The following is a 25849-nucleotide window of genomic DNA, read 5'->3' as shown; positions in this document are numbered from 1 at the left end:
GTTCCCTCCGTAGTTTTTCCAGACTCGCTTGGCCTCTAGGAATAACCCACCGAAACAGGTGGGCCTTCACCTCTAGGAGTCCTGCATGATTTCTCCCGCAAGTGTCTTGCGCACCCGCACATTGGGTCTGTTGTTACTCAGCCTGCAACCGCTGTACAGCACGGCGGTTTTCGCCCAGGCCGAACGCCAGCTCTACAGCATCGAAGCCGGCCCGCTGGACCAGGCACTCTCGCGCTTCGGCGTGCAGGCGGGTATCAGCATGGCGGGCAGTTCGACGCTGACGGCGGGCAAGCGCAGCAACGGCCTGCACGGCGATTTCAGCACCGAAGCCGGCCTGGCAAAGTTATTGGCGGGCACGGGCTTGAGTTTTCAGCGCCAGGTCGATGGCAGCTTTGAACTGCATCCGGCGACCAGTGCCGTGGTGCTGCCGTCGCAGAAAGTCACTGGCGATGACCTTGAGAAAAAAGCGGTGTACACCGAGCCACGTTCGTTGGTGTATATCTCCAACGAAGAAGTGCGCCGCTTTGGCGTGATCTCCGCCGGCGACCTGCTCAAGGGCCAGCCGGGGGTGCAGGTGGGTGACAGCCGTAATGGCGGTGGCCTGGATGTGAATATCCGCGGGATCCAGGGGCAAAGCCGGGTCGCGGTCACGGTCGACGGTTCGCAGCAGGCGCTGGATGTCTATCGCGGCTATGCGGGCACGCAACAGCGCAGCTACATCGACCCCGACCTGATCAGCGACGTGTCCATCGACAAAGGCCCCAGCCTGACCTCCAGCGCCATCGGCGGCACGGTGGCAATCCGCACCCTGGGTGTCGATGACATCCTGCGCGACGGCAAGAACGTGGGCCTGCGCTTGAAGGGCGATCTGTGGAACAACGGCGTCGAGCCGGCCTCGCGCAACAGCCATTCGACCACCGAGGACCTGTACTCCGAACCGCACCAGAACCGTGGCGGCCTGTTCGGTTCCGACTCGGAATCGGGCAGCGCGGCGTTTGCCTATACCCATGACCTGTTTGATGTGGTGGCCGCCTACGCCCATCGCAACCAGGGCAACTACTTCTCCGGCAAGCACGGCCAGGACCGCTACCGCACCTTTGACCGCTATGGCCAGGAAAACATGACGGTGGCCACTACCTACAACGCCGGCGAAGAGGTGCTCAACTCCTCGGCAGAGACCGAGTCGATCCTGCTCAAGACCACCCTGCGCCCGGCCGATGACCACACCTTCGACTTCGGCTACATCCGTTACGATGGGCGCATAGGCGAGATCATGCCCTCGGACATCTTCCGTTTCGGCACCGGCGGTATCTACCAGTACCCGCGCGGCAGCACCAAGATCGACACCTACACCGCCCGCTATCACTACCTGCCCACGGGCAATATGCTGGTGGACCTGACGACCAGCCTGTGGATGACCGATGCCAAGACCAGCCAGTTGACCTCGGTGCTGGCGCCCAAATCCCAGGCCTATCGTTCGGACCGCAACTGGACGCGCCAGGATGACCGACGCATCGGCGGTGAACTGGCCAATACCTCGCGTTTTGATACGCGCTATGGCGATTTCAAGCTGGACCTGGGGGGCTCGTTCCAGCTCGAGGAACTGCAGCCGCAAAAGAGCGTGGTCACCACACAGAACGATATCAACGCCAACCGCAGCCTGCGTGACGGTTCGCGCAAGGAATTCAGCCTCAACGGCAAGCTGGAGTACAAACCGGTGGATGAGCTGACGGTGTGGGGCGGCGGGCGCTATACCTACTACCGCACCAAGGACCATGTACCGCACGCGACCGCCCAGCGCGAGGAGCGCGAGTTGCGCTACGTGAACGTGATCAAGCCGGGCAGCTACGGCAATATGCTGTGGTTCCCCGACGCCAACGGCCAATACACCGACGCCACCGACCCGCGCCTGAACAACGGGATTGTGTTCAGCGACACCAACAACCCGTTTGATGGCCCGCGCTACAACGACTATGGGGGCGTTGGCACACTCGTCTATCCGTCGCAGGTGGGCGAAGTGGTCACCGGCTACACCTATTCGGGCAAGCAGAGCGACAGCAAGGGCGCCTTTTCGCCGGCCATCGGCATCAACTACGAGATCGCTCCGGATACCTTCATCTATGCCTCGTACACCCAGGGCCTGCGCATGCCCTCGTTGTTCGAAACCAGCCAGGGCACCCTGCAGACCATGCCTGGCAAGGGCCTGAAACCGGAGCGTTCGAGCAACTGGGAAATCGGCGCGAGCACCCTGCAAAAAGGCCTGCTGGCGGACAACGACACGGCGGCGATCAAGCTGGCGTACTTCAATAACACCATCAAGAACTACGTGACCCGCTACTACGACCCGAGCCCTGGCCTGATGGGCCTGATGAACTTCAGCAATACCGACAGCTTCAAGACCAGCGGCCTGGAACTGCAATCGAAATACGATGCCGGTTGGGTCTTTGCCGACCTGTCCTCGACCTACTACCTGAAGACCGAAACCTGTGACTCGGCCTTCGCCGCGCGCCTGCGGGCCAGTTCCAACCGTTGGCGGAAGCTTGACGACACCCCCAACTGCACCGCGGGCAGCTTCATGGGCTCGTACACCAACACCCAGAACCCACCACGGGTCGCCGGTAACCTGACCTCGGGCCTGCGCTTCTTTGACCAGACCCTGACCGTGGGCGGGCGCCTGACCTACACCTCGGGCCCGACCGTCACCGCCGACAAATCCTGGCAGACCGGCGCCACCACGCCGCAACTGGTTTATCGCGAAGTGGCGCTGGTGGACCTGTTCCTCGACTACAAATGGCAAGACCACACCCAGTTCAACGTGTCGCTGGACAACCTGACGAACCGTTACTACCTGGACCCGCTGGCCCAGAGCTTTATGCCGGCGCCGGGGCGCACGTTGCGCATGGGCGTGGTGACCAAGTTCTGATCAGCGGCGCCTAGCGGTCCAGGGAATGTTCGTAGGCTGCGGTCATGACCTGCCAAGTGTGGGGATTGGCCGGGATCAGGTGCTCGATGCGCAATGAGGTGACGGTGATGTCCTGGGGCATGCCGAACGTGGTGAAGGTGGACATGAAATCCAGCTCGCCGTGCCGTGAATTCACGCGGGTCAGCACCAGCGGCGGCAGTTGATTGGCCAGGGGTGTCGAGCCGTGCGGCACGGGGAGGCTTTGCAGCAGCGTGGCCAGGGTCGGGTTGCCCAGTGCTTCACGGGCAGCCCGTTGCCAGGCGAGGTTGCGGATCTCGTCGGCATTGAGCAGATGGTCGCCCAGGCCCCCCGGTTGCAGCAGGGTGGTCAGCAGGTTCAGGCCTTGTGCAGCGTCTGGCGCCAAACCCACCAGGTCGAACAAGACCTGGGTGCTGGCATTGGCGGCGAGCACTTCCCAGTGACTGCCCAGCACGATCGCCGGCGCCGGATTGTTGGCCTTCAGTACATGGCTGATGGCATCCCGAATGGCATCCATTGCCGGCGCTGCGAGCGGCGTGGCTTCGTAGCGCGGGGCGTAGCCGGCGGCCAGGAACAGGCTGTTGCACTGCTCCAGGGGCACCTCGAGGGCGCTGAGCAGGTTATGCAAGGTGCCCGGGCTGGCCTTGGCGCGGCCGGTTTCGATACAGCTCAAGTGGCGTTGGGAAATGCCACTGATCAGCGCCAGCTGCAATTGGCTCAACTTCGCCTGACGGCGCAACAGCCGCAGTTGGGTGCCGGCGTCGGTCTCGGGGTTGGCGCGGGGGAAGGGTGGGCGGTTCATGGATGGACTCTGGCAGGGCGGGGCGGGGGGCGTCCATGACCTCGCAGGTCATTGAGATGGCGGCGACGTTATCACTAATCTGCGGCTTGCCCAATCCTGCGTGGTGGACCCTATGCACAGACCCTACATCGCCCTTGCCAGCCTGCTGGCGTTCTCCCTGTACACCCTGGGTACCCTGCTCTGGGCCGAGCAGTCGCTGCTGGCGTTCGGTCTTGAGCTGCTATCCAGGCCCGATACCGCCCAGGTGGTGATCGACCTGTACCTGATGGCAGCCCTGGCGTGCGTGTGGATGTACCGCGACGCCCGCGCCAAGGGTCGGTCCCTGGCCAGTGTGTTGCCTTATTGGCTACTGACGGCGGTCTTTGTCTCAGTCGGCCCGCTGCTGTACATCGTGGTCAACGGCTTTGCCAGGGGCCGGCAATGAGCAGCAGCCTGCATGTGTTTGCCCTGTGCGTGCTGGTGTTATTTGCCAAGATGCTGGCGATTTCCTGTTACCAGGGGTTTTTCCGCCTCAGGCACCGGGCGTTCACCAACCCCGAGGATGCCGGTTTTTTCAAGCGCGATGCCCTGGTGCACGAACTGTCCGCCGTCAGCCGGGCAAGCAGGGCCTGGGCCAATGACCTGGAGAATATTCCGCTGTTCTTCGCACTGGGCGGGTTGTGCGTGGCGTTGGGCACCCATGGGGTGGCGACGGCCTGGCTGTTTGCCCTGTTCACCGTCGCGCGGGTGCTACATACCTTGATGTACCTGGGTCGCCGCCAACCCTGGCGCACCCTGGCCTATGGCGTTGGCCTGGCGTGCCTGCTGGGGTTGGCGGGGTTGATCGGCGCGGCGCTGCTGCCTATTCGATAGGGTATTTGCCGAATGCCGGGTGTTGCTCGGCCAACTGGGCGTGGCGTTGCAGGTTGGGAAAGTCCTCGGCCTTGACCACCGAGGGCACGGCGTACTGGCTAAAGGACCATGCCACCGCGACGCTCAGCGACGCCTGGGTCAAGGGCTCGCCTGGAGCGTTGGCCAAGAGTTTTTCCAGGCCCGAATAGGCCGCCAGCAGTTGCCCGGTTACCCGATCGAGCCATGGCGCATGCAGCTTCTCTGCGGGCCGCAGGTTGTGCTCGTAGTAAATCTGCACGCTCTTGTCACAGGCGGCCAATGCCAGGCCGATCACTTGCAGGTCCCGTGCACGGGCCGCAGCGGTTTGGGGCAAGAGTTTTTTTTCGGCCGGCGCCAAGGTTTCGAAATAATCCAGGATCAGGCTGGAGTCCATCAGCACCGTCCCGTCGTCGAGCACCAGGGTTGGGGCCTTGACCACCGGGTTGATCCTGGCGAATTCGTCGAAGGTGCTGAACACCGAGAGGGATTGCTGCTCAAAGTCCACTCCATACAGGTCCAGGGCAATCGCCACGCGGCGTACATAAGGCGAGTCCAGCATGCCAACCAGTTTCATGAAGCCTCCATTGCTATCAAGGGGAAGGGGTTGTGCGTTGACTTGATGCCGCTGTTTTTTACCATAAATGCCTGGTTGAAACTGAGCCCGATCGTCTGTGGACCCTTGGCAGGATCATGGTGAGCGCGAACGGCAGTCAGCGACGTTCGGTAGGCCGCAGGGCCGGGATCGGGAGTATGGTGGACCGGGCAACCCGTGGATTATCTCTGGAAGAGGAGAGGTGACTATGAGCGTTCACCTGTTGAACAAGATGCAGCTCAATGGCTATGAAATTGTCCGGGTCAATAGCGGCCCATGGCGCGTCTGCACCAAGGATGATCGACTGGCTTCATTCAGCTCCCGCGAACAGGCGCTGGCCTATGCCGCGACCTTGCCGGGCTACAAGGCCCGGCCACGGCCGACCCCATAACCTTGGAGGGGGCCGGTTTTGCGGCCCCCGCACCGGGTCAGACGAAGGGCTGGCCGCTGAAGCCGCGTGGTAGGCGCTGCAGGCCGGGCAGCTCGGTCAGGCGTTGGGTCCAGGCGCTGCGCCAGTCATTGTGGGGGCTACCGGAGCGGGCTCTGCGTGCCGCGCGGCGCGATGCGTTGCGCTGGTTACGGCGGGCTTCCTTGTAGGCATCGGTGTTGCGGCAGGTGCGGCATTTAACCCGGTTCAGTTCCACCGTGGACGTCAGGTTATTGCCGTGATGGCCGCAAGCGAGGTGCCCCGCGACCTTGAAGTGAGTGACCATGTCAGCGTCTCCTTCTGTGAGGGTACGCGGCACCGCTAATCTGTTGATGCTCGCGCTCAAGGCCAGGCCGATTGAGGCCGAGCCCTTATATTTCCGACCCCACGCGCGCGCTGACGTTCACCACCCGTCTTGGTGTGCCGAATCTGAAGAATTCTCACGGTGGCTAAAGGCCTGCGCCAGGTTTGCTGGGGTGCGCTCAGGTCGCCAACTCCGTGCCTGCTGGGCGGCCTTGGCGTTACCGGTTCCAGGGACTATTGTTGATTGTCTGGCGCACAGCCCAAAGGAGGGCGATACCATGAACACCAGTGCTCTACTGGAACAACTGCTCCGTGCAGGCCAAGCCTCGATGGCGCAGCAAGGCGGCTCGGCGGCACCCCAGGGTGGCGCGGGAGGGCTCGGTGGCTTGGGCGGCCTGCTCGGTGGGTTGCTGCGCGGCGGCGGCTCCGCAACGGCGTCGGGCGGTGGCGGCCTCGGCGATCTGCTGGGTGGTCTGGGTGGCATGTTGGGCGGGACCCAGGCGGGCGGATCGACCCGCGCGCGCACTGGCGGTACCAACTACGCGGCCCTGGCGTCACTGGGGATGATGGCGTTCCAGGCGTATCAGGCTTGGCAACGGCAACAGGCCTCGGCGCCGCAACAGACGCTGCAGACGGTTGACCAGTTGTCTGGCGCCGATGTCGAGGCCCATAGCCATGCGGTACTGCGTGCATTGATCGCGGCGGCCAAGGCGGATGGGCGGATTGATGAGAAAGAAAAGGCCTTGATCTCCCAGGAGATCGGGCGCCACACCGACGATCCGGACTTGCAGCAATGGCTCGACGCTCAAGTCGCCAAGCCCCTGGATGCAACCGACTTTGCCGAATATGCCAATGACCCGGCGGTGGCTGCCGAGGTCTACCTGGCCAGCGTCATGTTGGTGGATGACCAACAGGACGCCGAGCGAAACTACCTGGACGAGTTGGCAGGTGCGCTGGGCATCGAGCCGGAGCTGCAACTGCACCTTGAGCAGCAAGCCAAACCGGCCTGATACCGAGGCAACTTGAAGAGTGTGCTTGCTGCAGAGCCCTAGTGCGGCTGCGATAGTGGTGGCTCAGCCAGCATCAAGGCCAGCCATACCGCCGCCATCGCAGCCTCGCCGGGGCTCGACAGCTCCCACATTATTTTGTGCCAGATGGCAGAACGTGTTCGCTATAGGGCGCCAGCGTTAAGGTCCGCAGTCCCGGCAAACACCGACAAACCCTGTGGGAGCTGTCGAGCCCCAGCGAGGCTGCGAAAGCGGTGGCTCAGCCAACATCAATGCCAGCAATACCGCCGCCATCGCAGCCTCGCCGGGGCTCGACAGCTCCCACATTGTTTTGTGCCAGTTGGCATAACGTGTTCGCTGTGGGACGCCCGCGTTCGAGAACACATATCTCGCAAACACCGACAAACCCTGTGGGAGCTGTCGAGCTTCAGCGAGGCTGCGAAAGCGGTGGCTCAGCCAAAATCAATGCCAGCCGTACCGCCGCCATCGCAGCCTCGCCGGGGCTCGACAGCTCCCACATTATTTTGGGCCCGCTGGCATAACGTGTTCGCTGTGGGACGCCCGCGTTCGAGAACACAGATCCCGCAAACTCCGACAAACCCTGTGGGAGCTGTCGAGCCCCAGCGAGGCTGCGAAAGCGGTGGCTCAGCCAACATCCATGCCAGCAGTACCACTGCCATCGCAGCCTCGCCGGGGCTCGACAGCTCCCACATTGATCTCCCTCCAGTGTTTCAGAACCGTAGGGTAGCCCCGGTGGTCAGCCAGCGGTCGCGATCCCCGGTCAGGTTGCGTCCGACCACCAGGTCCACATCGACTTGCTGACCCAGATGCACCCGCGGCCCAGCTTGCCAGGCCTGGTCGCCGCCTTGCTGGCCATAGCGTTCTGCCAATAGCGTCAACGAGTCCGCCAAGCGGTATTCCAGGCCTGTGCCCCAGGTCAGTCGGTGGTTTTGTTCGCCATCGTCATAGGCATGGGCCCAGCCGGCGTTGAGGTTCAAGCGCAGCGTCTGAGACGCTTGCCAGGTCAGCGGCAGGCTCAGGTCTGCGCCGTCGAATGGGTGCCGGCGATCCACCGCGATATGCGCTGCCGCCGCCCAGGCGATCTCCACGCCGGCATCCTGCCAGGCCCACAATGAACCCTTGAGCTGCGGGCTGAGTTGGGTCTGCTCAGGGTCATCCTCGAGGGCGGCGCCCCATTGCAGGTTGGGCATTGCGCGGGATGTGCAGGCGGCGGAGAGGGTGGTGTGCGATGTCGAGCGGGTGTAGCCGCCGTCGATATTGCATTCGCCGGGGGCGTTGATGGCGCCATCGTCCACCACATAGGAGCCACCGGCGGCGAAGGCCTTGGACAGCAGGCCGAGCACCAGGAGGGCGCCGATAAAAATCAGGTTGCGCCGCAGCGCCCGTTGCCGCGATGCCGGTAGCCAGTCAAAGGCAGCAAGGAAGGTGTGTTTGTGCATGGGGTCATGCTCCAAATGAACAGAATTATCTGTAGCGATGGTGCTGTTGGAGTGGGCTGGGTGTGGCAAACCTGTCTGCCACACCCAGCCCGGTCACAACAGCAAACTCAGTACCACTGCTTGAAGCGGCGGATGTAGATCGTCTTCATCAGCTGTGCCACGCAGCAGTAGGCGAGCAAGGTGCCGACCAGCCAAGGGAAGTAGGCCCAAGGCAAGGGTTGCAGGCCCACGATCGTGCCCAGGGGCGAGAAGGGCACATAGATCCCCAGGGCGATGACCAGGCTGGTCATCATCAACACCGGCCAGGCGGCGGTGCTCTGGAAGAACGGGATCTTGCGGGTGCGCAACATATGCACCACCAGGGTCTGGGAGAGCAGCCCCTCGACGAACCAGCCGGACTGGAACAGGGTCTGCATTTCCACACTATTGGCCGCAAACACGTACCACATCAGGGCAAAGGTGGTGATGTCGAAGATCGACGAGGTCGGCCCGATCCAGATCATAAAGCGCCCGATGTTCTGCGCGTCCCACTTGCGGGGCTTGGCCAGGTACTCCTTGTCCATCTTGTCCCACGGCAGGGCCAGTTGGGAGATGTCATACATCAGGTTCTGCAGCAGCAAGTGGATCGCCAGCATCGGCATGAAAGGGATGAACGCACTGGCCACCAGCACCGAGAACACGTTGCCGAAGTTGGAGCTGGCCGTCATGTTCAGGTACTTCATGATATTGCCGAAGGTCTCGCGCCCTTTAAGCACACCTTCTTCGAGCACCATCAGGCTCTTTTCCAGGAGGATGATGTCGGCCGATTCCTTGGCAATATCAGTCGCGCTGTCCACCGAGATGCCGACGTCGGCATCGCGCAGGGCTGGTGCATCGTTGATGCCGTCGCCGAGGAAACCCACGGTGTGACCATTGGCCTGCAAAGCCTTGAGCACCCGGGATTTTTGCAGCGGCGTCAGCTTGGCGAACACCGTGCGTTGCTCAACCTCCTGCTTGAGGGTCGCATCGTCCATGGCTTCGATATCCACGCCGAGCAGCGGCTCGCCAGGCTCCAGGCCAACCTGGCGGCAGATGGTGCGGGTGACCACGGCGTTATCACCGGTCAGCACTTTGACCGCGACTCCGATCTCTTGCAGCGCAGCAATCGCCGGGCCGGCGGTTTCCTTCGGTGGATCGAGGAAAGTCAGGAAGCCGTGGATCACCAGGTTGCGTTCATCGGTGGGGGTGTATTGCTGGCGCGCCAGGGCCTTGGGAATGTTGCGCGTGGCCACCACCAGCACGCGGAAGCCGTCCTCGTTGAACTCGTTGGCGGTGTTCAGCAGTTCCTGGCGACGACGCTCGTCCAGGGCCACGGCGCTCGCGCCTTCCATCACATGGGTGGCAATAGCGAGCATTTCTTCCACGGCGCCCTTGCACACCAGCAGGTGATCGCCGTGGCTGTCCTTGACCACAATCGACAGGCGCCGACGAACAAAGTCGAAGGGCAGTTCATCGACCTTGCTGTAGGCAAACGGCACCTGGAACTTGGGGTTGTGCTGGGAAAACGCGAGCACCGCCTGGTCCATCAGGTTCTTCATGCCGCTTTGGTGATGGCTGTTGAGCCAGGCCAGGGACAGTACCTGGTCGTCCCGCTGGCCGAAGGCGTTGACGTGGTGCTCGAGGATGATTTTGTCCTGGGTCAGGGTGCCGGTCTTGTCGGTGCACAGCACGTCCATCGAACCGAAGTTCTGGATCGCGTTGAGGCGTTTGACCACCACTTTGCGTTTGGCCATGGCATTCGCGCCCTTGGCCAGGTTGGCGCTGACGATCATCGGCAGCATTTCCGGGGTCAGGCCCACGGCCACCGCCAGGGCAAACAGGAATGCGTCGCCCCAGTCGCCCTTGGAAAAGCCATTGAGGAAAAACACGATGGGCACCATCACCAGCATAAAGCGGATCAGCAGCCAACTGACGCTGTTCACCCCGCGGTCAAAGGCGGTCTGCACCCGGGAGCCGACGATGGCCTTGGCCAGCGAGCCGAAATAGGTGCGTGGCCCGGTCGCCACCACCACTGCCTGGGCGCGGCCGCTGACCACGTTGGTGCCCATGAAGCAGATGTTGGGCAGATCCAGCAGGTTGCTCTGGTCGGCAGCGCTGAGGGTGGCGGATTTTTGCGTGACGTCGCCCAGGGTGTCGTATTTTTCCACGGGCAAGGCTTCGCCGGTCAGCACGGCCTGGCTGATAAACAGGTCGCGGGACTCGATCAGGCGGATATCGGCCGGGATCATGTCGCCGGCCGACAACTGCACGATATCGCCGGCCACCAGTTCACGCATCGGCACTTCGCGCAGGATGGGTTGGGCGCCGACCTGCTCGCGGCGCAGCACCGTGGCGGTAGTGCGCACCATGGCCTTCAGCGCCTCGGCGGATTTGGCCGAGCGATGCTCCTGCCAGAAGCGCAGCAGGCTGCTCAGGGCGACCATGGTCATGATGATAATGACCTTGGTCAGGTCGACTTCCTCACCGGCGCGCAGCGGCAGCCAGTAGTCGGTGACAAAGCTGATCACCGCCAGGGTCAGCAGCACATAGATAAAAGGGTTGTTCAGGGCCTGGAGGAATTGCACGACAGCGTGGGGCGGCTTGTCGTGGGCCACTTCGTTATAGCCTTCGCGTTGCAGGCGGGCGCTGGCATCCAGTTCGGTCAGGCCGTCCTTGGTCGCCCGGACGTTGGCCAGGGTGGCTGCCAGGCCGTTTTGCGCTTCGCGGGCGGCACGCATCGACAGTTTGCTGTCATGGGTGGCGCGGTGCTTGTTGGGCAGTTGCGTGGTTTTTACGGCGCTCATAGTGTGTACTCCTGTCGACATACTCATTACTTGCCTGGCGGGCAGGCGAGCACGAGCATGCCGAGTCGCAATTTTTGCGATCAGTTCTAATAACTTTAAAGAGGTGAGTTAATTAACGGGCGCGCAGAAAACTGCCGCTGGCTTAGTTCGCAAAGAACGCCAGTTAATTAATTGACCAACTATCAGGAAGTTGCTGTTTCCAGTCGGCTTATGCCGCGTGCGCGCTCAACAACAGGCGCACGTGAACAGGCAGGCTGGAAACGTTCCGTCTCTGTGGATCTTGAGGGTCGGCATGGTCCCATTGCTGGACCAGGTGGCCGGTGGTGGGGCACAGGCGCCAGTGAGCACGCAGGTGCACCGGGCTGATACGCGGGGAGGGGCAGGCGAGGGCCGTGCGCGCGGGGGCAACGCCCCGGGAAACACGGCACGGCGTGGCACGCAGGGCTGAAGCCAGCGTGCGTACATCAGGTAGAACAAGGGTCTGGAAATTCATAACACACCTCGGGACCGGACTGGCGCCGGCTCAAGGCAGTTACGTTGGAGCATCAAGCTCTAGCGCAGCTTACCCGGCCTGGAAGGCGAGTCCCGTCTTTACTCTGGGTTTGGCGTCCGCCCCCTGTATTCACGGGGAGCGGACAGCGACTAGATACTGTGTCCATTGGCTTCTTTTGTGAGGTTGAAATAAGGCCCGAGTTGCAGGCACGGGCAATCTACTCAGGCAGGTAGGGGATGTCAATCAATAATGAACTTGTTTGGGCGCTTGTTCAGACTTCATTCAGATTGGCGTTATATATAAGTTCATACACTGTAGGCGGCCAATAACGCCAGATACATCAATACCAGGCCGCAGGCGCCATGGCTGATTCGCTGCCAAGTTGGCGAGGCGTTCTTTCGCAAGACATTCACCAAGCCCGCAATCAGAAAACACGACAGGATCGACGCCAGCATAAAGCCGGCGAAAAACATCAGGGTCTGACCGTGACTCGGGGTGGTGCCGACGATGCCTGCCAGGGCACTGCCCAGGGCGCCCCAGTACACAATGTTCTTCGGGTTGGCCAAGGAGAGGGTTGCGCCGACCATCAGCGCGTTGCGCCCGGTGCTGGCCGGGGCGCTGTCGGGTTGTGGCAGGTGCCAGGCATCCAGCAGGCTGCGCAGACCGAGCCAGGCCAGGTACAGCGCGCAAACGGCGGTCAGGGGCACGCGTACCGCGTCGTGCTGGATCAGCAGGGCCATGCCGGTCAGGCCGATCACCGCCCAGGTCGCATCGCCCACCAGCGACCCGACCTGCACCAGCAATGCCGGGATGAACCCATGCAGCAGGCCGCGGCGCAGGGTCTCTGCCAGCACTGCGCCAGGGGACAGGCAAAATACAAAGCCGAAGACCAGCGCGGAAAAAAAGATTGTCAGCATCACCACCCCAAAATCAATCACGCACCTTCGCCGACACGTCGGCTGCTACAGGTCAGTTTGCTGCAGGGGGCGCTGAGCTGTCTTGGACCGGATTGCGCTCTGATAACGGCCAGGGGTAATGCCATACGCCGCACGGAAGTGCCGGTTGAGATGGCTCTCGTCGGCAAAGCCCACTTCATGGGCGACTTCAGCGGCGCTCAGGCCGCTGCGCAGCAGGCCTTTTGCTCGGCGGGTACGCAACTGCATGGCCCACTGCCGGGGGCTCAGGCCGGTTTCTTTCTGGAAGGTGCGCAGGACGTGGAATTTCGACAGGCCCAACTCGTCGCCCAGGTCCTCCAGTGCCACGCCTTGATGTAACTGCGCAGCGAGTAGTTCCTGAGCCTGGGCCACCATCCCCGACCCGGCGCTGGCGCTACTGGGCAAGCGCACACCACTGAGCCTGACCACTTCGCCCAGCAGCAACACCAGGGCGTCTTCACTCAGCCCGCAAACCAGTGGGTCGGCGCTTAATGCACCCTTGGCGGCCTGGGCCAGTTGCGCCGCCAGTTCCGGGGCAAAACACAGCGCGCGATCGAACTCCAGGTGCGCCAGCCCAAGGTCGGTGGCCAGGCGATCGGCCCCGGCGTACAGGCTGACAAAGTGCCAGGGTGCCCCCTCGGCCGCGCCGCCGCCCTGAATCTGGCCGGGGTTGTACAGGGTGATACTGCCCGGCCCGGCCTCGAAGGTGCGCCGGTCCAGCCACACCTGCTCGGCGCCGACCAGGTTGACGCCAATCACGCACTCGTCGTGACTATGCCGGGCAAAGGTCAGGCCGGTGCAGGTGGTGCTGCTGATTTCGTAAGGGCCCAGCCAGGCGTGGTGCAGGGAACTCATGGGGTGGGCTCAGTGGCATCGGGTGCAGCAAAGCATACGCGTTTACCTGCGTTCAGATCGACCGTTGATTGACCCGGTCAGACAGCGCCTGAGCATCTTCCTTGCGCTCAGAATAACGCTGCACCAGTTCCGGATGCTCACGCACCAGCAGGGTGAACTTGACCAACTCTTCCATGACATCCACCACGCGATCATAAAGGGCTGAAGGTTTCATCCGGTCCTGATCGTCGAACTCCATGAAGGCCTTGGGCACAGATGACTGGTTGGGGATGGTCAGCATACGCATCCAGCGCCCCAGGACGCGCAGTTGGTTGACAGTGTTGAAAGACTGCGAGCCGCCGCAGACTTGCATCACCGCCAGGGTCTTGCCCTGGGTTGGGCGGATGGCACCCAGTGCCAGGGGTACCCAGTCGATTTGCGCCTTGAACACTGCTGACATCGAGCCGTGCCGTTCCGGTGAGCACCACACCTGGCCTTCGGACCATTGCATCAAGGCCAGTAGTTCCTGGACCTTGGGATGATCGTTTGGAGCATCGTCCGGCATTGGCAGGCCGGCGGGGTTGAAGATCCGTGTCTCGGCGCCTAGATGCTGAAGCACTCGCGCCGCTTCTTCCACCAGGAGTCGGCTGAAAGAGCGCGTACGGTTGGAACCATAGAGCAGGAGAATCCGTGGCCGTTGTGCGGTGTCAGCGTGGAGTGGGGTGCTCAATGTTAGGTCGAGGTTGGGCAGGGTGGTCATGACATTCTCCGCTTATAACAAGCCAATACGATCCAGCTCAGCCTTGATCTGTGCCGCATCGAGGCGGTTGAACGGGAGGTCGAACAGCGCCCGGCAACGGGTTTCGATGATCTGCAGGGTGGCCTGGAAGGCGGCGTCAATCTGCGCCTCGTCGCCGTGTAGGTCCGACGGGTCCTCAAGCCCCCAATGCGCCTTGATTGCCGGGCCAAAGTACACCGGGCAGGCTTCCTGGGCGGCTTTGTCACACACGCTGATCACAATGTCGGGTGGGCTGTCTGCAAAGGCCTCATTGCCCTTGCTGTACAAACCGTCGGTGCTGATGCCCGCGGCCTGCAATGTACTCAGGCTGCGTGGCAGGACCTGGCCCTTGGGAAAGCTCCCGGCGCTGATGGCATGGAACCCTGGCGGGGCCAGGTGGTTGAACAGGGCTTCGCTGAGGATACTGCGGCAGCTGTTGGCGGTGCAGATGAACAGGACTTTCATGACAATTCTCCGTTAAACACTCAGGCGCAGGGCCAGCGCCGCCAGGGTAAGCAATAGCACCGGCAAGGTCAGGACGATGCCGACCTTGAAGTAGTACCCCCACGTAATACGGATGCCCTTGCGCGCCAGGATATGCAGCCAGAGCAACGTCGCCAGGCTGCCGATCGGGGTGATCTTCGGGCCCAGGTCGCTGCCGATCACGTTGGCGTAGATCATCGCCTCCTTGACCACGCCCACGGCATGGCTGGCCTCGATGGACAGCGCGCCGATCAGCACTGTCGGCAGGTTGTTCATCACCGAAGACAGCAGCGCCGTCAGCAGCCCGGTGCCCAGGGCCGCGCCCCACACGCCGTAATCGGCGAAGGTGTTGAGCCAGGTGGCGAGGTAGGTGGTCAGTCCGGCGTTGCGCAGGCCGTAGACCACCAGGTACATGCCCAGGGAGAAAATCACGATCTGCCAGGGCGCTTCCTTGAGCACCTTGCGTGTGGAAATCTTGTGGCCTTTGGCGGCGATCACCAGCAGGAGCAGGGCGCAGGCGGCCGAGATGGCGCTGATGGGAATACCCAGGGGTTCGAGGGCAAAGCAGCCGACCAGCAGGATGCCCAGCACCCACCAGGCCGCGTGGAAAGTTGCCGGGTCATGAATGGCACTGGCCGGTTCAGGCAGGTCGGCGGGGTCATAACTGTGCGGGATGTCACGACGGAAGAACCACAGCAGCACGGCCAGGGTAGCGGCGACGCTGACCAGGTTGACTGGCACCATCACTGCCGCGTACTGGTTGAAGCCGATGTTGAAGTAGTCCGCCGAGACGATATTCACCAGGTTGGAGACCACCAGCGGCAGGCTGGCGGTGTCGGCGATAAACCCTGCGCCCATCACGAAGGCCAGGGTGGCGGCGGGTGAGAAGCGCAGGGCCAGAAGCATCGACATGACAATCGGCGTCAGGATCAGGGCCGCACCGTCATTGGCGAACAGTGCCGAGACCAGCGCCCCCAGCAGCACCATATAGGCGAACAGCCGGCGGCCACGGCCGCGCCCCCAGCGCGCGACATGCAGCGCGGCCCAGGCGAAGAAGCCGGCCTCGTCGAGGATCAGGCTGATGATGATCAGGGCGACGAAGGTGCCGGTGGCATTCCAGATGATCTGCCACACCACGGGGATATCCGCCAGGCTGATGACGCCGCAAGCCAGGGCCAGGATCGCGCCTATGGATGCGCTCCAGCCAACCCCCAGGCCTTTGGGTTGCCAGATGACCAAGACAATGGTGACGAGAAATATCGCGAAGGCGATCAGCATAAAAGTGTTCTCCAGGGGTCAGCAGCAGGTGCTGGCGCGTTGCGGTCGGTCACCCATTGCAGCCAGGCGCTGTGCGTCGCTTTGCAGCCAGGCTTGATTGGCTTGCAAGGTGGTCTCCAGCACCGTGCTCACCCATTGCGGCAACTGGGGGTTTAGGCGGTAGTAAATCCACTGGCCCTGGCGACGGTCTACCAGCAGCGCGCAACTGCGCAGTTGTGCCAGGTGACGGGAAATTTTTGGCTGGCTGTCATCCAGGGCATGGATCAGCTCGCAGACGCACAGCTCGCCTTCGCGCAGGATCAACAAGATCAGCCTGATGCGTGTCGCATCGGCCAGGCATTTAAAAACGTCTGGGGGGGAGAACGGATCGCTCATGATCGGCGCCACTAAACATATGAGGATTCGAATATACGGATATCCATATGTAGTGTGCAACGAATATCCCGTTGATCCAGGTCAAGGGTCTGGGGATTGCCGGCAAGTGACTGAAATTAAAATGAAACACAACTGTCCTAAAGTGCCCGCCATTGATGAAAAAGGAAGTAACCGTGTGACCCGTGCCACTCGCAACCTGCGCAAGACCCTCGATTCCGTCGCGGACAACAACGAAACCGCGGCCTTCGATTTGATGCGCGCTGTCGAAAAACTCAGCGATGAAGTGCTGCGCCAGCGCCTGCTCAACACCATCCACCGGCTCAACCAGGATGCCCACGAACTGCGTGAGGCCAGGGATGCGGTGGAGCGGGTGTCGGTCAAGCTGGCCTGATTCGGCGGCTTAGCCGCGCGCAAGATCATTCAAGACAATCGCTGCGCTGGCAGGCATGCTTACGGGCTGTTTGCCGATGAGCCTGTTGTCCATGCCTACTGCCTTACCGCATTACGCTTTCGCCCGTGGCGCGATTGCGATTATTCCCCTGTCGCTGGCCTGTGCCCCATGGGGCCTGTTGGCCGGTTCCCTGGCGATTGACGCCCAGTTCACCCCGTTGGAAAGCCAGGGCCTGTCGGCCATTGTGTTTGCCGGTGCGGCGCAGTTGGTGGCGATTGGCATGGTCAAGAGCGGCGCGAACCTGATCGCCATTTTGCTCACCACCTTGCTGCTGACCTCTCAGCATCTGCTGTATGGCATGCATATGCGCAGCACCCTGTCGCCCTTGCCGGCGCGGTGGCGCATGAGCCTGGGCTTTTTGCTGACCGACGAGTTCTTTGCCCTGGTCAGCCAATACGACCGCCAGACCTTCAACCGCTGGTATGCCCTGGGCGTGGGCCTGACGTTCTACGTGGCCTGGAACCTGTTCACCCTGGCCGGCATCGTGCTCGGCAAGAGCATCCCCAACCTCGATCAACTGGGCCTGGAGTTCTCCATCGCCGCGACCTTTATCGCCTTGATCACCCCGGTGGTGCGTGATGTGCCGACGGTGGTGTGTGTGGCGGTGGCCCTGCTGTTTTCGGTACTGCTCAGCTACTGGCACTGGGAGTCGGCGGTGGTGGTCTCGGGGTTGTTGGGCATGAGTGCAGGCTATGCCTGCAAGCGCTTGGGAGTGGGGCAGCGATGATTTTTGTGATGATTATCGGCATGGGCCTGGCGGTGTTTTTCAACCGTTATCTGTTTCTTGAGCCGCGCTTGCCGGTTCGCCTGAATCGCGGCGCCCGGGAGTTTCTCGGTTTTGCGGTGCCCGGCATGTTGACGGCGATCTGCGGGCCAATCATTTTCCTGGCCGAGCACAAGCTCAACCTGAGCCCCACCAACCCCTACCTGCTGGCCGGTATCTGCGCGGTGGCCTTGATGTTCTGGACGCGCAGCGTCTTGACCACGGTGCTGTCGAGCATGGCGCTGTTCTATCTGTTTCGCTGGTTGTTGTAGGCAGTGGTACAGTCGCGTTTTTTTCAAGGAAGCGATGGCATGCGGAAGGTGGTGATAGGTGCGTTGGTCCTGGCGGCGCTGGCCGGTTGCGCAGGTTCGAAGATGAAAGACGCACGCGCAGGCGCGCCCTATAAAACCCTGGCCTCTGACAAGGCCGCGCTGGTCGTTGCCCAGTGCATCCAGTTCGGTTGGCAGGACGAAGCGGTGTTCGGCGTTGATGCCGGGGGCTTTATGGAGCCGGCGCAAGGCGGTGGTCATACGGTCTACACCACGGGCGGTGACTACTTTGTCGATGTGCGCAGTGCCGGCGCCAGCACCACCGTCAGTTACTACGCAGCCGAAGATAATTTCGCTGCCAAGCGTCGCCTGGCGGCCTTGGCGACCTGTCTGTAGTTTGTTTCCTTAGATTTCTTCAGAAATGCCCGGCGGACACACCGCCGGCTTTGCCTTAATATTCTCGCGCTCGCCCAACATCATGGCTCTTTACCAGTACATGGACGTCGAGGCCTTGTGTTGGGCGGGCACCTTTTCAGCGTGGCATATAACCCAAGTGCCAACGCCGTGGAATCTTCAGCGACAGCAGGCCCAGTAGCGCCGACAGCAGGCCGCTGACCAGCAGGGCGCGAATGCCCATCTGATGCTCCAGCAAAGCGCCGATCACCGCGCCGACAAACATCCCGGCCCAGGGAATCAACTGTACGCGCCAGCCATCGCGACGCTCCCCCAGCATCCAGCGCCCCAGCCCCCGACCGAACCGCGACAACGCGCCGGTCACGTAAGTCAGCCCCACGGGCAGGCCATTGACCTGTTCCACCGCCGCATTGAGCATGCCCATGGCAATGATCGCGGCCAGCACGGCAGGCAATTGTTCGGCCAGCGGCCACGCTGCTGCCCCGCACAATAGCGTGGCAATACATAGCAACAGCGGCAACGCGTGGCGCTTGCTGATCCGGCTGATGATCACACCCAGGGCGTTCCCCAGAATAAACGTCGCCACCAGCAGCGTCAGACGTCCGGTCAGCCCCAGGTCGCCTTCACTGATCGCCACCGCCAGCCGCGTGGTGTTGCCGCTCATGAACGAGACAAAATCGCCACTGGCCATAAAGCCAATGGCGTCAGTCATGCCGGCCAGTACCGAGAGGCTGGCCACCAGCGCCAGGCCAATGCGCCCGCGCCATTTGTGCTGGTGCTGCAGGACGGTATTGACCAAGGGTTTCGGGGAGGAGGGCAGCACGGCGAGAGGTTCCTCAATGAGATTATCCGGCCACTACCGTAGGACGCTTTCCTCTGAACTGCAATGACTTGGAACATCTTCAGTTCACCTCCAAGCGCCAGCCCATGGCGTCCCAGGTCAGGACGTGAGTCGGCTTGAGTGCCTGCAGAAATGCCGCGTCATGGGAGACCGCAATCAGCGCGCCGCTAAACCCTTGCAAAGCCTGTTCGAAGGCCATTACCGACTCCAGGTCCAAATGGTTGGTGGGCTCGTCCAGCAGCAGCAATTGCGCCGGGGTCTTGCGCCATACGGCAATCGCCATGGCGGCCTTCAACCGCTCGCCGCCACTGAGCTGGCCGATGGGTTGGGTTACGCGCAATGCGTCCAGTTGCAACAGGGCCAGGCGGGTGCGCAGCTCGGCTTCGGCCAGGGGCGTGCCCATCAGTTTGAGTTGTTCGACGATCGACTGCCGGTCATCGAGCAGCGTCAACTGTTGATCGAGATAGGCACAGGGTACGTGCACCGTGCAGGCGCCGCTGACCGGTTGCCATTGTCCGGCCAGCAGCTTGAGCAGGGTGGACTTGCCGCAACCATTGGGCCCGTGGACTGCGACCCGTATCGGCCCACACAGGCTTGCGTTGATAAAGGTGCTCGGCGCGTGGGGAGCGAGCCAGGGCAGTTGGCAGTCGGTCAGGGTTAGCACTTGGCGGCCAGCAGGCAGGAGGGTGCCGGGCAAGGCGAGGAAGGTCGGTGTTTCGTCCACCACCCGTTCATGGGCCGAGCGCACGCGTTCGTTCAACACCTGTTTGTGTTGCACATGGGCGCTGCGCACGTTGCTGACGATTTCGTTGGCGGCGCCTTTCCAGCGGGATTTGGTGAAGGCATCGACGTTGGCGGTCTCGGCATGTTTACGGGCGCTCGCGGCGTGGCGCTGGAAGCTGTCGAGGTCTTTTTTCAGGCGCTGGCGCTCGCGGCGCCGATCCAGGCGGGCATGTTCCAGGGCTGCCTGGGCGGCGTGCTGCTGGGCATCGCGCTGCGCCCGGTAGTCGTCGTAGTTGCCGCCGTAGAGCCGGGCCCCGAGGGGCGACAGCTCGATGATTCGCCCCAGGGTGTTGAGCAGGCGCCGGTCATGACTGACCACCACCAGGGCGCCGCGCCAGGCGTTGAGAGTCGCCAGCAGCCAGTCGCGACCGGCGCTGTCGAGGTGGTTGGTGGGCTCGTCGAGAATCAGCAATTGCGGGGCGCGAAGTAAAGCACCTATCAGCGCGACCCTGGCCAGTTGGCCGCCACTGAGCTGTTCGGCGGGCTGGTCGGGGCTGATCTCGGCCAGGCCAGCGGCGTCCAGTGCCTGGCGCAGGCGTTCGGCCAGGTCCCAGCGATCATCAATCAGTTCCAGGTCGTCAGCCTGCGCTTGACCCCGGGCCATGCGTTCAAGGGCGGCCAGGGTTTGTGCGCAACCGCTGGCCTGGGCCACGGTCTGCCCCGGTAACAGCTCAATGGTCTGTGGGACATAGGCGATACGGGCCGACGATTTGATCACGCCACAGGACGGAACAAGCACGCCGGCCAGCAGGCGCGCCAATACGCTCTTGCCCATGCCATTACGGCCGACAATCCCGGTAGGGGTGCAATCAATAGACAGGTTGAGGTCTTCCAGCAGAATCTCGCCATTGGCGAACTGAAAACCCACGTGATGCAAGGAAACAAGTACAGGCAGCCGGTTGACGTCAGTCATCAGCACCTCCAGAACAATGTGGCACAAGCCAACAAGCGCGCCAGGCGGCTCGTTGCGTTTACATGTTGGAAGGCTTAGTTGTTCACGTCGGCGGTCGTCCTGCGGTCGGAAAGGACCGGTAGCCTAGCGCAGTTGCGTCATTTTTCCTACATCGGTGATGCCGACGTCTGCAGTTGCTCAAGAAACATCGCCAGCCCCACCTCTTCGGCTTTCAAGCCCTTGCGCACCCTGGGCCTGGGCAGTTTCGCCAGCCCGCCCTGGCTGAAGTGCTCCAGCACCGCCGGGTGGATGTAGCACTTGCGGCACACCGCCGGGGTGTTGCCCAGTTGCCGGGCGACGTTCTTGACCATCTCCACCACGTGCCTTTTGGCATCCGACTCCGGTTGCCACGCCAGCTCCCGCAACACCGCCAGGGCCAGGGCGCTGCCGGCCCAGGTGCGATAGTCCTTGGCGGTAAAGTCGGCGCCGGTGAGGCTGTGCAGGTAGGCGTTGACGTCGGTGGAGCTGACGGTACGCCGCTCGCCGTTTTCGTCCAGGTACTGGAACAGGTTCTGCCCCGGCAACTCCAGGCAGCGCTTGAGCACGGTGGCCAGGCGCCGGTCCTTGATGCTGACCTGATGCTCGACACCGCTCTTGCCACGGAACTGGAACTGGATTTCGCTGCCCTTGATATCCACGTGACGGGTGCGCAGGGTGGTCAGGCCATAGGAGCGGTTATCGCGGGCGTATTGGCTGTTGCCGACGCGGATCAGCGTGGCATCGAGCAACAACACCACGGTGGCCAGGACTTTCTCCCGATTGAAGCCCGGTGCGTCGACCTGCGCTTGCAGTTGCTTGCGCAATTTGGGCAGCGCATTGCCGAACTGCTGCAGGCGCGAATACTTGTCACTGTCGCGCACCTCGCGCCAGCGTGGGTGATAACGGTATTGCTTGCGGCCGCGCGCATCGCGCCCGGTAGCCTGCAGATGGCCCTTGGGGTCGGCGCAGATCCACACGTCGGTATAGGCCGGCGGGATGGCGAGGGCGTTGATCCGCTGGATTTCGTCGGCGTCGGTCAGGCGTTGGCCGTGGCTGTCGAAATACTGGAACTTGCCCCGCAGTTTGCGGCGGCTCAGGCCCGGTTGGCTGTCATCAACGTAGTGCAGGTCACGGGGCAGGTCAGCAGGCACGGTGGAGTCGGGCATGGGGCAAAGTCCTTGGCAATAAATCAGGCCGGTATGGCTGATTGACCGCAGCGTTGCGCCGTCCGTTCAAGCCAGTACCGCGACCGCCTTGATCTGTGCCCACAGTGCCTGCCCTGGATGCACGTGCAACTGGTCCCGCGAGTAACGGGTGATCCGCGCCAGTAACGGCGTGCCCGCAGCATCCAGCCGCACCAGCACATGGGCACTGTTATCGGCAGGGATCTCCTGGATCACGGTCACGGGCAAGCAGTTGAGAATACTGCTGTGCTCCCCGGGTTGCAGGCTGAGGCTGACATCCCGGGCGCGAACCTTGAACCGCAAGTGTTTGCCCGGCGCCAGCGGTGTATGGGCCACGCGCATTTGCAATGGGCTGTCGGGCAATTGCAGGGTCAGCAACTGGTAGTGGGCGTCGTGGCTGCTGACCGTGCCGTTGATCACCACGCCGGCATCGTCGCCCAGGGCCAGCGGCAGGTCGAGCCGCGCCAGGGTTTCGCCAATCGGGCCGCTGGCCAGGGCCTTGCCCTCGCTAAGCAGGACAATGTGATCGGCCAGGCGTGCCACCTCATCCTGGGCATGGCTGACGTACAGCACCGGGATTTCCAGTTGGTCGTGCAGGCGCTCCAGATAGGGCAGGATCTCGCCTTTGCGCTGGCTGTCGAGGGCAGCCAGGGGTTCGTCCATCAGCAGCAATTGCGGGCTGGTGAGCAGGGCACGGGCGATGCCGACACGTTGGCGCTCACCGCCGGACAAATGCTCGGGATGGCGATCCAGCAGGTGGCCAATGCCCAGCAGTTGCGTGGCCTGGGCCATGTCCACACGGCGTTGGGCCTTGGGGATACGCTTGAGGCCGAACTCCAGGTTGGCCAGCACCGACAGGTGGGGAAACAGGCTGGCCTCCTGGAATACATAACCGAGGGCACGTTTGTGCGGCGGTACAAACACCCCGTTACGGCTGTCTTGCCAGACCTGCTCGTTGATTTGCACAAACCCATCACCGGCCCGCTCCAACCCGGCAATGCAGCGCAGGCAGGTGGTCTTGCCCGAGCCGGAGTGCCCGTAGAGCGCGGTGACGCCACGCCCCGGCAGCCTCAGGTCCACGTCCAGGGCAAACCCGGAATACTGCAGTTGCAGGCGCACCTCGATCATCGACATCAGCTCCAGCCCGCTTTGGTTTTACGGCTGGAGTAGAGCGCAAGCAACACCAGGAAAGAAAACATCACCATGGCCCCGGCCAGCCAGTGGGCTTGGGCGTATTCCATGGCTTCGACGTGATCGTAGATCTGCACCGAGACCACCCGGGTCTTGTCGGGAATATTGCCGCCGATCATCAGCACCACGCCAAACTCACCCACGGTATGGGCAAAACCGAGGATCGACGCGGTGATAAAACCGGGCCGAGCCAGGGGCAGGATCACCGTGAAAAATGTATCCCAGGGGTTGGCCCGCAAGGTGGCGGCGACTTCCAGGGGGCGACTGCCGATGGCCGAGAACGCGTTCTGCAACGGTTGCACCACAAACGGCATGGAATAGATCACCGAGCCAATCACCAGGCCGGCGAAGCTGAAGGTCAGGGTGCCCAGGCCCAGCCATTGGGTGAACTGCCCGAGGTAGCCATGGGGGCCCATGGTCAGCAGCAGGTAGAAGCCAATCACCGTGGGCGGCAGCACCAGCGGCAGGGCCACGATCGCGCCGATGGGGCCGCGCCACCAGGAGCGGGTGCGCGATAGCCACAGGGCAATCGGAGTGCCGATGACCAGCAGAATCACGGTGGTCAGCGACGCCAGTTTCAGGGTCAACCAGATCGCAGAAAAATCGGCACTCGATAGGGGCATTTACAGTTGATAACCGTAGGATTTGATAATCGCGGCAGCTTTTGGCCCCTTGAGGTAGTCAACCAGCGCCTTGGCGGCCGGGTTGTCCTTGCCTTTATTGAGGATCACCGCGTCCTGTTTGATCGGGTCATACATCTGGCCAGGAACGATCCACGCCGAGCCGCTGCTGACTTTGCCGTCTTTATAGATCTGCGACAAGGCGACAAAGCCCAACTCGGCATTGCCGGTGGACACAAACTGATAGGCCTGGGTGATGTTCTGGCCTTCGACCAGCTTGCTCTTGACCTGGTCGGTCAGGCCCAGCTTGGCCAGCACCTGGGTGGCTGCGAGGCCGTAGGGGGCGGCTTTCGGGTTGGCGATGGACAGGTGCTGGTATTGGTTTTTCTGCAGCACATCGCCCTTGGCATCCACATAACCTTCCTTGGCCGACCACAGCGCCAGGGTGCCGACGGCATAGGTGAAGCGCGAGCCCTTGACGGTGTCGCCTTCGCTCTCGAGCTTTTGCGGGGTGCTGTCGTCGGCACTGAGGAATACTTCAAACGGCGCGCCGTTCTTGATCTGGGCGTAGAACTGCCCGGTAGCCCCGTAGGCGGCGACCAGGGTGTGCCCGGTGTCTTTTTTGAAGTCGGCGGCGATGGCCTGTATAGGGGCAGTGAAGTTGGCGGCGACGGCTACCTGGACTTCATCGGCGTGGGCCGAGCCCAGGGTGAAGAGGGCAAGCAGGGTGGCCAGGCCTGGGGCGCGAATCATCATGCAGCAGCTCCTTGGGGTGCCGACGTGGCGGCTTGTTATAGGTAATCGCTATGTATGGGAATATATAGCGCTTCGCCATCGTCGGTACAGTGCAAAGTTGTCTCAGGGGCTCAGCGCTTGTTGAGCTGCGCCAGGGCCTGCCGGGCCAGGTTCAGCGTCAGCTCGCGGGTCGACAGGTCCTGCCCCAGGCGCAGCGCCTGGCCGGCCCACAGGCTACTGAAGTCGGCTTCATCCAGGGCGCGCAAAGGCATCAAGGCACCGCCGGCCAATGGAAACGCCGGCGCCGCTGGGTTGATCGGCCCCAGTTCGCGCATCACCCGATTGACGATCCCCCGCGCCGGGCGCCCGGTGAACAGGTTGGTCAGGGCCGTTTCGCTGGCCTGGGCGCTGTGCAATGCCTGATGGTGGGCGGGGGTGATAGTGGCTTCGGGCGTGAACAGATAGGCCGTGCCGATCTGCACCGCCGAGGCGCCAAGGGCGAACGCGGCAACCATGCCCCGTGCATCGCCAATCCCACCGGCAGCGATCACCGGCACACTGACCGCATCGACGATCTGCGGCACCAGGGCCATTGTGCCAATCTGGCTGGTGAGGCGATTGCTGAGAAACATCCCGCGATGCCCACCGGCTTCATAGCCCATGGCAATGATTGCGTCGCAGCCGTGCTGCTCCAGCCAGATCGCTTCTTCGACAGTGGTGGCCGATGACAGCACTTTTGCCCCGGTGGCCTTGACCCGGTCCAGCAGGGCTTTTTCCGGCAGGCCGAAGTGGAAACTGACTACCTCGGGGCGGAACTCTTCCACCACTTCGCAACTGGCAGTGTCGAATGGGGCGCGGTTGGAGACCGGGGTTGGTGCGTCAAAATCGGCCCCCAGTTCACGGTAGTAGGGCTCCAGCATCGCCTTCCACTGGCGGTCACGTTCGGGGGCAGGGACTGGTGGCTGATGGCAGAAGAAATTCACGTTCAACGGTCGGGCACTGGCCTGGCGAATGGTGCTCAGCGCCTGGCGCAGTTGCTCGAGACTCAAGGTGGCCGCCGGTATGGAGCCGAGGGCGCCGGCCTGGCTTGCGGCAATCACCATCTGCGGGCTGGTGCTGCCGGCCATGGGGGCCTGGATGATCGGCAGGTCAATGCCCAAGAGGTCAATAATCCGCGTATCTGGCCAGGTGCTCATGGTTCGCTTCTCCAGTGGTGGAACGCCCGGGGAGGGCTGCCCGGCATTTTTAACAGGGGCGGCCGGGGCAA

At 62.5% G+C, this 25849-nt stretch carries 28 protein-coding genes; 9 read left to right on the top strand and 19 right to left on the bottom strand.

Going from position 1 to position 25849, the window contains the following annotated elements; translation table 11 throughout:
• Nucleotides 1-85 precede the first annotated feature (85 nt).
• Nucleotides 86-2923, top strand: coding sequence for a TonB-dependent receptor (locus HBO24_RS23725; protein ID WP_170060438.1), 2838 nt, complete (start codon nucleotides 86-88; stop codon nucleotides 2921-2923).
• A gap of 10 nt (nucleotides 2924-2933) precedes the next feature.
• Here HBO24_RS23725 and HBO24_RS23720 read toward each other — a convergent pair whose 3' ends face one another.
• Nucleotides 2934-3743, bottom strand: coding sequence for a helix-turn-helix domain-containing protein (locus tag HBO24_RS23720; RefSeq protein ID WP_170060437.1), 810 nt, complete (start codon nucleotides 3741-3743; stop codon nucleotides 2934-2936).
• Between the two features lie 112 nt (nucleotides 3744-3855).
• Here HBO24_RS23720 and HBO24_RS23715 point away from each other — a divergent pair, with 112 nt between their 5' ends.
• Entirely contained in the window at nucleotides 3856-4167 is a 312-nt protein-coding gene (locus tag HBO24_RS23715; protein ID WP_057959584.1) for a hypothetical protein, read from the top strand.
• On the top strand, nucleotides 4164-4595 hold the full coding sequence (locus tag HBO24_RS23710) for an MAPEG family protein (RefSeq protein ID WP_057959585.1): 432 nt from the start codon (nucleotides 4164-4166) through the stop codon (nucleotides 4593-4595). The genes HBO24_RS23715 and HBO24_RS23710 overlap by 4 nt, the downstream gene beginning before the upstream one ends.
• Here HBO24_RS23710 and HBO24_RS23705 read toward each other — a convergent pair.
• Nucleotides 4585-5187, bottom strand: a complete 603-nt coding sequence (locus HBO24_RS23705) for a glutathione S-transferase (protein ID WP_170060436.1) — start codon at nucleotides 5185-5187, stop codon at nucleotides 4585-4587. The genes HBO24_RS23710 and HBO24_RS23705 overlap by 11 nt on opposite strands.
• Before the next feature lie 226 nt (nucleotides 5188-5413).
• Between HBO24_RS23705 and HBO24_RS23700 the strand changes: the two genes are divergently transcribed.
• The gene (locus tag HBO24_RS23700) at nucleotides 5414-5596 is read left to right on the top strand and encodes a DUF2188 domain-containing protein (RefSeq protein WP_170060435.1); all 183 of its coding nucleotides are present in this window, start codon (nucleotides 5414-5416) and stop codon (nucleotides 5594-5596) included.
• Between the two features lie 37 nt (nucleotides 5597-5633).
• Here the strand turns inward: HBO24_RS23700 and HBO24_RS23695 are convergent, their stop codons facing one another.
• Entirely contained in the window at nucleotides 5634-5918 is a 285-nt protein-coding gene (locus HBO24_RS23695) for a hypothetical protein (protein ID WP_057440027.1), read from the bottom strand.
• 295 nt (nucleotides 5919-6213) lie between these two features.
• On the opposite strand from HBO24_RS23695, the gene HBO24_RS23690 reads away from it, so the two are divergent.
• Nucleotides 6214-6945: a tellurite resistance TerB family protein gene (locus HBO24_RS23690; RefSeq protein WP_120732868.1), complete on the top strand. Its 732-nt coding sequence runs from the start codon at nucleotides 6214-6216 to the stop codon at nucleotides 6943-6945.
• Nucleotides 6946-7673: 728 nt separating this feature from the next.
• Here the strand turns inward: HBO24_RS23690 and HBO24_RS23685 are convergent.
• From HBO24_RS23685 to HBO24_RS23645, 9 genes are all read right to left on the bottom strand, one after another.
• Nucleotides 7674-8402, bottom strand: a complete 729-nt coding sequence (locus HBO24_RS23685; RefSeq protein ID WP_170060434.1) for a hypothetical protein — start codon at nucleotides 8400-8402, stop codon at nucleotides 7674-7676.
• A gap of 107 nt (nucleotides 8403-8509) precedes the next feature.
• Nucleotides 8510-11224 (bottom strand): magnesium-translocating P-type ATPase, encoded by a 2715-nt coding sequence (gene mgtA / locus HBO24_RS23680; protein WP_115128100.1) that lies wholly within the window; start codon nucleotides 11222-11224, stop codon nucleotides 8510-8512.
• Between the two features lie 208 nt (nucleotides 11225-11432).
• Nucleotides 11433-11717 carry a hypothetical protein gene (locus HBO24_RS23675; RefSeq protein ID WP_115128101.1) on the bottom strand — a complete coding sequence of 95 codons (285 nt, stop codon included), beginning with the start codon at nucleotides 11715-11717 and terminating at the stop codon, nucleotides 11433-11435.
• 305 nt (nucleotides 11718-12022) lie between these two features.
• Complete coding sequence (locus HBO24_RS23670; protein WP_057440032.1) at nucleotides 12023-12634, bottom strand: LysE family transporter; 612 nt, start codon at nucleotides 12632-12634, stop codon at nucleotides 12023-12025.
• A 45-nt stretch (nucleotides 12635-12679) separates the two neighbouring features.
• On the bottom strand, nucleotides 12680-13507 hold the full coding sequence (locus HBO24_RS23665; RefSeq protein ID WP_170060433.1) for an AraC family transcriptional regulator: 828 nt from the start codon (nucleotides 13505-13507) through the stop codon (nucleotides 12680-12682).
• A 52-nt stretch (nucleotides 13508-13559) separates the two neighbouring features.
• Nucleotides 13560-14246 carry an arsenical resistance protein ArsH gene (gene arsH, locus HBO24_RS23660; RefSeq protein WP_057440033.1) on the bottom strand — a complete coding sequence of 229 codons (687 nt, stop codon included), beginning with the start codon at nucleotides 14244-14246 and terminating at the stop codon, nucleotides 13560-13562.
• Nucleotides 14247-14258: 12 nt separating this feature from the next.
• Complete coding sequence (locus tag HBO24_RS23655) at nucleotides 14259-14729, bottom strand: arsenate reductase ArsC (RefSeq protein ID WP_057440034.1); 471 nt, start codon at nucleotides 14727-14729, stop codon at nucleotides 14259-14261.
• Between the two features lie 12 nt (nucleotides 14730-14741).
• Entirely contained in the window at nucleotides 14742-16025 is a 1284-nt protein-coding gene (locus HBO24_RS23650; protein WP_057440035.1) for an arsenic transporter, read from the bottom strand.
• A gap of 18 nt (nucleotides 16026-16043) precedes the next feature.
• Complete coding sequence (locus HBO24_RS23645; protein ID WP_057444819.1) at nucleotides 16044-16400, bottom strand: metalloregulator ArsR/SmtB family transcription factor; 357 nt, start codon at nucleotides 16398-16400, stop codon at nucleotides 16044-16046.
• Nucleotides 16401-16575: 175 nt separating this feature from the next.
• Between HBO24_RS23645 and HBO24_RS23640 the strand changes: the two genes are divergently transcribed.
• The 4 genes from HBO24_RS23640 (at nucleotide 16576) to HBO24_RS23625 (ending at nucleotide 18279) form a co-directional block, all read left to right on the top strand.
• A complete protein-coding gene (locus tag HBO24_RS23640; RefSeq protein WP_003212603.1) occupies nucleotides 16576-16791 on the top strand; it encodes a hypothetical protein in 216 nt (71 codons plus the stop codon).
• 91 nt (nucleotides 16792-16882) lie between these two features.
• Complete coding sequence (locus tag HBO24_RS23635) at nucleotides 16883-17578, top strand: AzlC family ABC transporter permease (RefSeq protein WP_170060432.1); 696 nt, start codon at nucleotides 16883-16885, stop codon at nucleotides 17576-17578.
• Nucleotides 17575-17886 carry an AzlD domain-containing protein gene (locus HBO24_RS23630; RefSeq protein WP_057440036.1) on the top strand — a complete coding sequence of 104 codons (312 nt, stop codon included), beginning with the start codon at nucleotides 17575-17577 and terminating at the stop codon, nucleotides 17884-17886. The genes HBO24_RS23635 and HBO24_RS23630 overlap by 4 nt, the downstream gene beginning before the upstream one ends.
• A gap of 39 nt (nucleotides 17887-17925) precedes the next feature.
• On the top strand, nucleotides 17926-18279 hold the full coding sequence (locus tag HBO24_RS23625) for a hypothetical protein (protein WP_057440037.1): 354 nt from the start codon (nucleotides 17926-17928) through the stop codon (nucleotides 18277-18279).
• A 136-nt stretch (nucleotides 18280-18415) separates the two neighbouring features.
• Here HBO24_RS23625 and HBO24_RS23620 read toward each other — a convergent pair whose 3' ends face one another.
• From HBO24_RS23620 to HBO24_RS23590, 7 genes are all read right to left on the bottom strand, one after another.
• Entirely contained in the window at nucleotides 18416-19120 is a 705-nt protein-coding gene (locus HBO24_RS23620; RefSeq protein ID WP_057440038.1) for a YoaK family protein, read from the bottom strand.
• A 79-nt stretch (nucleotides 19121-19199) separates the two neighbouring features.
• A complete protein-coding gene (locus tag HBO24_RS23615) occupies nucleotides 19200-20834 on the bottom strand; it encodes an ABC-F family ATP-binding cassette domain-containing protein (protein WP_170060431.1) in 1635 nt (544 codons plus the stop codon).
• A 146-nt stretch (nucleotides 20835-20980) separates the two neighbouring features.
• Nucleotides 20981-22018, bottom strand: a complete 1038-nt coding sequence (locus tag HBO24_RS23610) for a DNA topoisomerase IB (RefSeq protein ID WP_115128107.1) — start codon at nucleotides 22016-22018, stop codon at nucleotides 20981-20983.
• Between the two features lie 66 nt (nucleotides 22019-22084).
• Complete coding sequence (gene modC / locus HBO24_RS23605; RefSeq protein ID WP_170060455.1) at nucleotides 22085-23164, bottom strand: molybdenum ABC transporter ATP-binding protein; 1080 nt, start codon at nucleotides 23162-23164, stop codon at nucleotides 22085-22087.
• A gap of 5 nt (nucleotides 23165-23169) precedes the next feature.
• Complete coding sequence (gene modB / locus HBO24_RS23600; RefSeq protein ID WP_170060430.1) at nucleotides 23170-23850, bottom strand: molybdate ABC transporter permease subunit; 681 nt, start codon at nucleotides 23848-23850, stop codon at nucleotides 23170-23172.
• On the bottom strand, nucleotides 23851-24603 hold the full coding sequence (gene modA / locus HBO24_RS23595) for a molybdate ABC transporter substrate-binding protein (protein ID WP_057440042.1): 753 nt from the start codon (nucleotides 24601-24603) through the stop codon (nucleotides 23851-23853).
• 110 nt (nucleotides 24604-24713) lie between these two features.
• Nucleotides 24714-25778 carry a nitronate monooxygenase gene (locus HBO24_RS23590; RefSeq protein ID WP_170060429.1) on the bottom strand — a complete coding sequence of 355 codons (1065 nt, stop codon included), beginning with the start codon at nucleotides 25776-25778 and terminating at the stop codon, nucleotides 24714-24716.
• Nucleotides 25779-25849 lie beyond the last annotated feature (71 nt).

Origin of the sequence: Pseudomonas sp. WS 5410, from assembly GCF_012985645.1 — a bacterium.
GTDB classification, from domain to species: domain Bacteria; phylum Pseudomonadota; class Gammaproteobacteria; order Pseudomonadales; family Pseudomonadaceae; genus Aquipseudomonas; species Aquipseudomonas shahriarae.
This window is presented reverse-complemented; position numbering and strand designations above follow the sequence as displayed.

Bases quoted from the DNA above. Each gene is read 5' to 3' on its own strand.
- arsH (WP_057440033.1), bottom strand. From the start codon at position 14,246: ATGACCACCCTGCCCAACCTCGACCTAACATTGAGCACCCCACTCCAC.
- HBO24_RS23700 (WP_170060435.1), top strand. From the start codon at position 5,414: ATGAGCGTTCACCTGTTGAACAAGATGCAGCTCAATGGCTATGAAATT.
- HBO24_RS23710 (WP_057959585.1), top strand. From the start codon at position 4,164: ATGAGCAGCAGCCTGCATGTGTTTGCCCTGTGCGTGCTGGTGTTATTT.
- HBO24_RS23720 (WP_170060437.1), bottom strand. From the start codon at position 3,743: ATGAACCGCCCACCCTTCCCCCGCGCCAACCCCGAGACCGACGCCGGC.
- HBO24_RS23715 (WP_057959584.1), top strand. From the start codon at position 3,856: ATGCACAGACCCTACATCGCCCTTGCCAGCCTGCTGGCGTTCTCCCTG.
- HBO24_RS23670 (WP_057440032.1), bottom strand. From the start codon at position 12,634: ATGCTGACAATCTTTTTTTCCGCGCTGGTCTTCGGCTTTGTATTTTGC.
- HBO24_RS23635 (WP_170060432.1), top strand. From the start codon at position 16,883: ATGCCTACTGCCTTACCGCATTACGCTTTCGCCCGTGGCGCGATTGCG.
- modA (WP_057440042.1), bottom strand. From the start codon at position 24,603: ATGATGATTCGCGCCCCAGGCCTGGCCACCCTGCTTGCCCTCTTCACC.
- modB (WP_170060430.1), bottom strand. From the start codon at position 23,850: ATGCCCCTATCGAGTGCCGATTTTTCTGCGATCTGGTTGACCCTGAAA.
- HBO24_RS23645 (WP_057444819.1), bottom strand. From the start codon at position 16,400: ATGAGCGATCCGTTCTCCCCCCCAGACGTTTTTAAATGCCTGGCCGAT.
- HBO24_RS23695 (WP_057440027.1), bottom strand. From the start codon at position 5,918: ATGGTCACTCACTTCAAGGTCGCGGGGCACCTCGCTTGCGGCCATCAC.
- HBO24_RS23655 (WP_057440034.1), bottom strand. From the start codon at position 14,729: ATGAAAGTCCTGTTCATCTGCACCGCCAACAGCTGCCGCAGTATCCTC.
- HBO24_RS23685 (WP_170060434.1), bottom strand. From the start codon at position 8,402: ATGCACAAACACACCTTCCTTGCTGCCTTTGACTGGCTACCGGCATCG.
- HBO24_RS23625 (WP_057440037.1), top strand. From the start codon at position 17,926: ATGCGGAAGGTGGTGATAGGTGCGTTGGTCCTGGCGGCGCTGGCCGGT.
- HBO24_RS23590 (WP_170060429.1), bottom strand. From the start codon at position 25,778: ATGAGCACCTGGCCAGATACGCGGATTATTGACCTCTTGGGCATTGAC.
- modC (WP_170060455.1), bottom strand. From the start codon at position 23,164: ATGATCGAGGTGCGCCTGCAACTGCAGTATTCCGGGTTTGCCCTGGAC.
- HBO24_RS23675 (WP_115128101.1), bottom strand. From the start codon at position 11,717: ATGAATTTCCAGACCCTTGTTCTACCTGATGTACGCACGCTGGCTTCA.
- HBO24_RS23690 (WP_120732868.1), top strand. From the start codon at position 6,214: ATGAACACCAGTGCTCTACTGGAACAACTGCTCCGTGCAGGCCAAGCC.
- HBO24_RS23725 (WP_170060438.1), top strand. From the start codon at position 86: ATGATTTCTCCCGCAAGTGTCTTGCGCACCCGCACATTGGGTCTGTTG.
- HBO24_RS23615 (WP_170060431.1), bottom strand. From the start codon at position 20,834: ATGACTGACGTCAACCGGCTGCCTGTACTTGTTTCCTTGCATCACGTG.
- HBO24_RS23630 (WP_057440036.1), top strand. From the start codon at position 17,575: ATGATTTTTGTGATGATTATCGGCATGGGCCTGGCGGTGTTTTTCAAC.
- HBO24_RS23665 (WP_170060433.1), bottom strand. From the start codon at position 13,507: ATGAGTTCCCTGCACCACGCCTGGCTGGGCCCTTACGAAATCAGCAGC.
- HBO24_RS23705 (WP_170060436.1), bottom strand. From the start codon at position 5,187: ATGAAACTGGTTGGCATGCTGGACTCGCCTTATGTACGCCGCGTGGCG.
- HBO24_RS23650 (WP_057440035.1), bottom strand. From the start codon at position 16,025: ATGCTGATCGCCTTCGCGATATTTCTCGTCACCATTGTCTTGGTCATC.
- HBO24_RS23610 (WP_115128107.1), bottom strand. From the start codon at position 22,018: ATGCCCGACTCCACCGTGCCTGCTGACCTGCCCCGTGACCTGCACTAC.
- mgtA (WP_115128100.1), bottom strand. From the start codon at position 11,224: ATGAGCGCCGTAAAAACCACGCAACTGCCCAACAAGCACCGCGCCACC.